The sequence below is a fragment of the Chrysiogenia bacterium genome (assembly GCA_020434085.1).
Taxonomy (GTDB): Bacteria; JAGRBM01; JAGRBM01; order JAGRBM01; family JAGRBM01; genus JAGRBM01.
Map to the genome: position 1 here is coordinate 1 of JAGRBM010000419.1, position 7,021 is coordinate 7,021.

A 7,021-nucleotide genomic window follows, 5' to 3' on the forward strand; every position below is an offset into this window, starting at 1 on the left:
GCGAGCTGATCCTCAAGCATGTCGGCGTGGAGGTGATCGAGCTGCGCGCCACCGATGTCTCCCCCAAAGAGCTGGGCAAGCGCCTGGGAATCGAGCCGGACACCTGCGAGTGCTCCGGGGACACGCTTTTCGTCTTTCTGCGCGAAGCAGGCGCGGTGCCGCCCGAGCTGCGCGAGTACGACGACCTGCACTTCCTTCACCGCCGCGCGACGCTCGAAGACGTATTCCTGCGCCTTACCGGCCGGGACCTGCGGGAGTAAGCCGTGCCGGATTCTCTCATCAAGGACCTCCTGCACCTACCCCGCGTGGGCGTGCGCGCGCTGGCCGTATGGAAGCGGCACCTTCGCGTATGGCTCAAGGGCGCGGTGTGGAGCGGCGTGTTCGGCGACCTGATCGAACCGGTGATCTATTTATTCGGCCTGGGCTACGGCCTGGGCGCCTTCGTCAGCGAGATCAACGGGGAGAGCTACATTCACTACGTGGCGCCGGGCCTGCTGGCCATGGGGGTGATGTGGAGCGCTTCGTTTGAAAATACCTACGGGTCTTTCACCCGCATGGAGCGCCAGAAGACCTTCAGCGCCATCATGATGACCCCGGTCTCGCTCGAAGAGGTCGTCGCGGGGGAGGTCCTCTTTGGCGCGACGAAATCTCTGGTTGGCTCGTTCATGATGCTGATCGTGCTCGGCGCCATGGGACTGGCCGACTTTCCCGGCGCGCTCTGGTTGATTCCCCTTGCCATGCTCATCGGGCTGGCGCACGCGGCGATTGCCCTCACGGTCACGGCGCTCTCGCCGAGTTATGATTTCTTTACCTACTACTTCACGGTCATCCTGACGCCCGTCCTGCTTCTCTCTGGGGCGTGGTTCCCTCTCGAGCGGATGCACCCGGTATTGCAGCAGGCCTCCGAAGTCCTTCCGCTCACCCACGCGGTGCGCGCGGCGCGGATCATTTTGAGCGGCGGTCCCGGCGGCGCCCTGCTTCCGAGCCTGCTCGTGTTGGCCCTGTATGCGGTGCTCTTCTTCACCCTGAGCGCGAACATCATTCGCCGGCGGCTGATTACCTGATACGGCGTCTTTATATTCTCGCCCGACCCTGAAACGCCGCCGCAATCTATTTGTCACACGTGCGAAGCCGGCGCTTCACAAACCCCCGCTACCATGCGCCCCGTTATGATGAGGGTGCATGCGATGCAGACTGCAACTTCGATTCAGCCTGATAAATTCGAGAGCATCGCCGATCTGATCCACAGCGACCTGTGCCTGAGCCCTCATGTTCCGGCCGGCCAGGTGGTGGATCTGTTCAACGAGCATTCGTTGCTCGATGCTGTTGCCGTCGAATACGAGGACCGCGTCGGTCTGGTCACCCGCGGGCGCTTCATGAGCCGCCTGCGCGGAAAATTCGGCTACGCCCTGTTCGAAAAACGCCCGGTGGCCGAGCACGTGGAGTTCGATTGCCTGGTGGTGGAGTCGCGCACCGAACCCGTGGAGGTCATCAGCCTCGCAACGCGGCGCCCCGCCCACCGGATTTACGACGACATCATCGTCCTGACCGAAGGCGCCTACCGGGGCCTCGTATCCATGCGGATGTTGATGGCCCACAGCAAGGACTTGCTGGCCACCAGCTTTGCCGAAGTGTCAGCGCTTGAAGAGAAGGCCCGGCGCCTCGAAGAGATCAACCGCCTGCAGCAGGAGTTCGTGGCCAACATGACCCACGAGCTGCGCACGCCGCTCAACACAATCATCGGCATTTCACGCCTGGCACTCAAGGACCCCGAGCTCTCGGCCCACCGGCAACGCGACCTCGAAGTGATGCTCCGCCGCGGGATGGATCTGCTGGGCATCGTCAACGACATGCTCGATCTCTACAAGATCGAGTCCGGCGAGATGACACCGGTGATCGAGGAGTTCGACCTGCATGAGCTGCTCGAGGACTTGGCCGGTTCTTTTGCCTACCTGCTGGAGAACCGCCCGGTGGAGTTGCGCAGCGACTTCGGCGGGGCGCCCAGGATGCTGAGCACCGATCCGGTCATGCTCAAGCGCGTATTGACCAACCTGCTGAGCAACGCAGTGAAGTTCACCGAGGAAGGCTCGGTCAGCCTGATCGCAAGCGCCCACAACGGACACGTGCTCATCGAAGTGCGCGACACCGGGATGGGCATCAAGCGCGAAGACCGCGAACGCCTGTTCAAGAAGTTCTCACAGCTCGAAGCGGCCGCCACCAAGCGCCACGGCGGCACGGGCCTGGGGCTGGCGATCGTGCAGCAACTAAGCGAGATGCTCGGCGGATCGGTCCGCCTTGAAAGTGAATACGGGCAGGGAAGCAGTTTCACCCTCACCCTGCCGCGATAAGCAGCGCGGCGCGCATTGCCGCATACAAGCAAGGAGCAAACAACCATGGATCAAACGCACAGGGGCAAGATCGTGATGATCGACGACGATCCCGAGCTACTCAACACTGCAAAGCGCCTGCTGGAGGGTGGCGGTTTCGAGGTCGACACCTACGACCGCGCGTTTAATGCGTCGAACTTCGTCGCGCGGGCACGGCCCGATCTTGTCCTGATGGACGTGAACATGCCCTTCCTCTCGGGCGACCAGCTCGCCGACATCTTCGCGCGCGATGCGGAGCTCGACCATGTGCCCATCGTGTTCTTCTCTTCGAATGACGAACACTCGCTTCGCAACCTGGTTAGGGAGCGCAAGGCGGCGGGCTATATCCAGAAGAGCGATCTGCTCTATGACTTCGTCGGCAAGGTCAGCCGCTTTGTGAACAAGAGCCGCATGGGGCTGGCACCCCAGGGCTGATTGCGCACACTACAAAAACAAAGAGCCCTCCGGATGGAGGGCTCTTTTCGTTGATGCTTGCTGATAGGCTCAGCTCGGCACGCCGCAGATCTGCCGGGCTTCGGCCGGGCTGGCCGGTTCACGGCCGCTCTCGCGGACGATGTTCGCGAGCGCCTCGACGAGCTGGCCGTTGCTGGTCGCCTTGTTGCCGTCGGGCAGATAGAAGGTGTCTTCAAGGCCCGTGCGCACCTGTCCGCCCAGCTCGGCTGCCTTGCGGTGGACGGCCCAGACCTCTTCACGGCCGATGCCGATGGTCTGCCATTCGGTCCCCTCGGGCATCTCGGCCACCAGCAGGGGGAGCCACTCGGGCTTGCACGGCATGCCGCTGGCCACGCCCATGACGAGCGAGATGTGTACCGGCGACTTCATCATGCCGTTGTGCAGGTAGAGCCCCACGCTGCGCACGATGCCGGTGTCGAAGCACTCGCACTCGGGGATGATGTTGTACTTGTCCATCACCTCGAGGTACTTCTTGATCTTGTCGACCGGGTTGTCGAAGACCATGGGCGGCCAGGCCCAGGCGCCGTTGGCGCGGGTCTTGAGATAGTTGAGCGTGCCGGCATTGAGCGCCGCGAGCTCGGGCTTTACCGCCTCCAGGCAATCGAGCGGGCCCTGGATGTTGGGGCCCACCATGCCCGTCGACATGTTGATCAGGATCTCGGGGACTTCTTCCTTGATGGCGTCGCAGATGGCCTTGGCCACTTCGGGTTCCCAGCTCGGAAGCCGCCCCATCCCCTTCTTCTGCGAGCGGAAGTGGCAGTGCACGATGGTGGCGCCGGCATCGAATGCCGCGCGCGCTTCCTTGGCCATTTCCTCGGGCGTGACGGGTACCGGGAACTGGCCCGGGTCGGTGAGCACCCCGGTCAGGGCGCAACTGATGACACATTTATCCTTGAGCTCACTCATGGCTCTCTCTCCCCTGGGCTCGGGCGCTCGGCCCGCTCCGCATGCGGTCTGATGTAAGTGGCGACAAAAGTAAACGGTCGCTCACTTCAAGCGCTAGGCTAGTCGATTCCGCGCCCCAGGCAAGGGGCTGGTGAGGGAGATTTACCGGCCTCGGGGTGCGCACTGGTGCCGGGCAAAATCGCTTCTAAAGCACTGGAAAACGGCGATGCGCTCACTATCCTTCCCCCTCGAATTCGGTGCCATGCCCCCGGGGCAGGCACTCTCACGCAAGGAGCGAAGCGTTGATCATGTTCAGGAGAATCTCTGGTTTGGGCTGCGTTCTATTCATCTGCCTGCTGGCAGCAACCGTTGCGGGGCTGCCCGGACAGGCCCTTTCGAAATCAAAGACATCGAAGCCTCTGGAGCGCGGGGAGTATCTGGTGCGCCTTGGCGGTTGCAATGATTGCCATACGCCCGGTTATTCCCAGAGCAATGGCACCGTGCCCCGCGACCAGTGGCTCACCGGCGTGCCGGTGGGCTTTCGCGGTCCGTGGGGAACGACCTATCCGGTCAACCTGCGCTACTACATGGAGCGCTACAGCGAGGACGAGTGGGTGAGCATTGCAAAGACCCTGCAGACCCGCCCGCCCATGCCCTGGTATGATATCCAGAAGGTGCCCGAGGAAGACCTGCGGGCGCTCTACCAGTTACTCCGTTCGCTCGGCCCCGTGGGCGAGCCGACTCCGGCCTACCTTCCGCCGGACCAGGAACCCGCGACGCCGTTTATTGTCTTCGTCCCCCAGGCGCCGGCTGCGATGAAGTAAGCGCTTCGGCCGCGCAACAAAAAACAAAAAAGCCTGTCGCAAGCGCGGCGGGCTTTTTTGTTTGTGCGGACTTTCGGACTCGATGCCCGGATGTTCCCGAAAAGAGAAAGCCCCCATCACCGATTGGCGGCGGGGGCTTTGAGATAATAATCCGGCAGCGTCCTACTCTCCCACAAAGATTCCCTTGCAGTACCATTGGCGCTGGAGAGCTTAACGGCCGTGTTCGGAATGGGAACGGGTGGGGCCTCTCCGCTATTGCCACCGGAAACTTGTTTTGCGAACTCGGGGCCCCTTTCAGGGCACTCCGTGCTTAAAAAAGTGCAGATCAGAAGTACAGTCCATGTTCACACGCTAAGGGTTGCAAGCTTACCTTGAGCCTTCCCACTGCACGAAGCAGAGGAAACACACTTGAAGAAAAATTTATGGTAAGCCTCACGGCCGATTAGTACGGGTAAGCTGAATACATTGCTGCACTTACACATCCCGCCTATCAAACTCGTAGTCTCCGAGTGGCCTACAGGGGACGCCGAAGCGCCCCAGAGAGATCTCGTTTTGAGGTTGGTTTCCCGCTTAGATGCTTTCAGCGGTTATCCATTCCCAACATAGCTACCCAGCCACTGCCACTGGAGTGACAACTGGAACACCAGAGGTTGGTCCATCCCGGTCCTCTCGTACTAGGGACAGATCCTCTCAAATCTCTTGCACCCACGGAAGATAGGGACCGAACTGTCTCACGACGTTCTGAACCCAGCTCGCGTGCCACTTTAATCGGCGAACAGCCGAACCCTTGGGACCTGCTCCAGCCCCAGGATGTGACGAGCCGACATCGAGGTGCCAAACCTCCCCGTCGATGTGGACTCTTGGGGGAGATAAGCCTGTTATCCCCGGAGTAGCTTTTATCCGATGAGCGATAGCCCTTCCATACAGAACTACCGGATCACTATGACCTGGTTTCCCACCTGCTTGACCCGTCGGTCTCGCAGTTAAGCTCCCTTATACCATTGCACTCTACGGCCGGTTTCCAATCGGCCTGAGGGAACCTTTGTACGCCTCCGTTACATTTTGGGAGGCGACCGCCCCAGTCAAACTACCCACCAGACACTGTCCTCGAACCGGATTACGGTCCAGAGTTAGAGCTCCAGAAACATCAGGGTGGTATTTCAAGGTTGACTCCACAGGGGCTAGCGCGCCTGCTTCAAAGTCTCCCACCTATCCTACACAAATATTCCCAAAGCTCAGTGCCAAGTTGCAGTAAAGCTTCACAGGGTCTTTCCGTCTTTCCGCGGGTAGACGGCATTTTCACCGCCTTTACAAATTCGCTGGGTCCCTGGTTGAGACAGTGTGGAAGTCGTTACGCCATTCATGCAGGTCGGAACTTACCCGACAAGGAATTTCGCTACCTTAGGACCGTTATAGTTACGGCCGCCGTTTACCGGCGCTTCGGTTTGCTGCTTCGTCCGAAGACTAACAACGCCCCTTAACGTTCCGGCACCGGGCAGGCGTCAGACCATATACATCCTCTCGCGAGTTTGCATAGTCCTGTGTTTTTGGTAAACAGTCGCTACCACCTGTTCTCTGCAACCCCTTCCAGCTCCAGGAGTAAATCCCTTCACCTACCGGGGGCACACCTTCTCCCGAAGTTACGGTGTCAATTTGCCGAGTTCCTTAACCAGAGTTATCCCAAGCCCCTTTGGATACTCACCTCGCCTACCTGTGTCGGTTTGAGGTACGGTCGCAGATAGAATTCATCGAACGAAGCTTTTCTTGGAAGCCTGGGGTTAGACAACTTTGTGAGCCGAAGCTCTCGTACTCCCGTCTCAGTGTTAATGGGGGCTGGGATTTGCCTCATCCCCCCACCTACACGGTTGAACCGGTAACCAATATCCGGCTTGCCGTCCCTTCTCCGTCACTCCTCGATTCAAACACTCTATCAGCGGTCCAGGAATGTTAACCTGGTTCCCATCGACTACGCGTCTCAGCCTCGTCTTAGGGGCCGACTAACCCTGAGAAGATTTACTTTACTCAGGAAACCTTAGGCTTTCGGGGAGCAGGATTTTCACCTGCTTTATCGCTACTTATGCCTGCATACTCTCTTCTGTTCGCTCCACGTGTCCTCGCCGGTCACGCTTCGACGCTATAGAATGCTCCTCTACCACAGCCCCATCGGCGAACCGATGATCGCTGTCCGTAGCTTCGGTGTAATGCTTGAGCCCCGGTACATTTTCGGCGCGTGTTCACTCGACCAGTGAGCTATTACGCTTTCTTTAAAGGATGGCTGCTTCTAAGCCAACCTCCTGGCTGTCTGAGCGCCCACACATCCTTTCCCACTTAGCATTAACTTAGGGACCTTAGCTGACGGTCTGGGCTCTTTCCCTCTCGACTACGGAGCTTATCCCCCGCAGTCTGTCTCCCGGACTCTGACTCAACGGCATTCGGAGTTTGATTGGGTTTGGTAATCTGGTAGGACCCCTA

The 7,021-nt window shown here is 59.6% G+C and carries 6 protein-coding genes and 2 rRNA genes; 5 read left to right on the forward strand and 3 right to left on the reverse strand.

Annotation, left to right across the window (positions count from 1 at the left end; all coding sequences use genetic code 11):
- The 4 genes from KDH09_14350 to KDH09_14365 all read left to right on the forward strand — a co-directional run.
- Nucleotides 1–260 (forward strand): nodulation factor ABC transporter ATP-binding protein NodI (locus KDH09_14350; GenBank protein ID MCB0220878.1); only part of this gene is annotated, 260 nt, incomplete at its 5' end.
- 3 nt (nucleotides 261–263) lie between these two features.
- Nucleotides 264–1,064, forward strand: a complete 801-nt coding sequence (locus KDH09_14355) for an ABC transporter permease (GenBank protein ID MCB0220879.1) — start codon at nucleotides 264–266, stop codon at nucleotides 1,062–1,064.
- Between the two features lie 123 nt (nucleotides 1,065–1,187).
- The gene (locus KDH09_14360) at nucleotides 1,188–2,348 is read left to right on the forward strand and encodes a hypothetical protein (GenBank protein ID MCB0220880.1); all 1,161 of its coding nucleotides are present in this window, start codon (nucleotides 1,188–1,190) and stop codon (nucleotides 2,346–2,348) included.
- Between the two features lie 45 nt (nucleotides 2,349–2,393).
- Nucleotides 2,394–2,801, forward strand: coding sequence for a response regulator (locus KDH09_14365; protein ID MCB0220881.1), 408 nt, complete (start codon nucleotides 2,394–2,396; stop codon nucleotides 2,799–2,801).
- Between the two features lie 69 nt (nucleotides 2,802–2,870).
- Here the strand turns inward: KDH09_14365 and KDH09_14370 are convergent, their stop codons facing one another.
- Nucleotides 2,871–3,746: a 3-keto-5-aminohexanoate cleavage protein gene (locus tag KDH09_14370; GenBank protein MCB0220882.1), complete on the reverse strand. Its 876-nt coding sequence runs from the start codon at nucleotides 3,744–3,746 to the stop codon at nucleotides 2,871–2,873.
- Between the two features lie 356 nt (nucleotides 3,747–4,102).
- On the opposite strand from KDH09_14370, the gene KDH09_14375 reads away from it, so the two are divergent.
- Nucleotides 4,103–4,549: a cytochrome C gene (locus KDH09_14375; protein MCB0220883.1), complete on the forward strand. Its 447-nt coding sequence runs from the start codon at nucleotides 4,103–4,105 to the stop codon at nucleotides 4,547–4,549.
- A gap of 149 nt (nucleotides 4,550–4,698) precedes the next feature.
- Here the strand turns inward: KDH09_14375 and rrf are convergent.
- Both rrf and KDH09_14385 read right to left on the reverse strand, forming a co-directional pair.
- A 5S ribosomal RNA gene (gene rrf / locus KDH09_14380) occupies nucleotides 4,699–4,815 on the reverse strand.
- Between the two features lie 155 nt (nucleotides 4,816–4,970).
- A 23S ribosomal RNA gene (locus KDH09_14385) occupies nucleotides 4,971–7,021 on the reverse strand; the annotation flags it as partial.

Bases quoted from the DNA above. Each gene is read 5' to 3' on its own strand.
- KDH09_14360 (MCB0220880.1), top strand. From the start codon at position 1,188: ATGCAGACTGCAACTTCGATTCAGCCTGATAAATTCGAGAGCATCGCC.
- KDH09_14365 (MCB0220881.1), top strand. From the start codon at position 2,394: ATGGATCAAACGCACAGGGGCAAGATCGTGATGATCGACGACGATCCC.
- KDH09_14370 (MCB0220882.1), bottom strand. From the start codon at position 3,746: ATGAGTGAGCTCAAGGATAAATGTGTCATCAGTTGCGCCCTGACCGGG.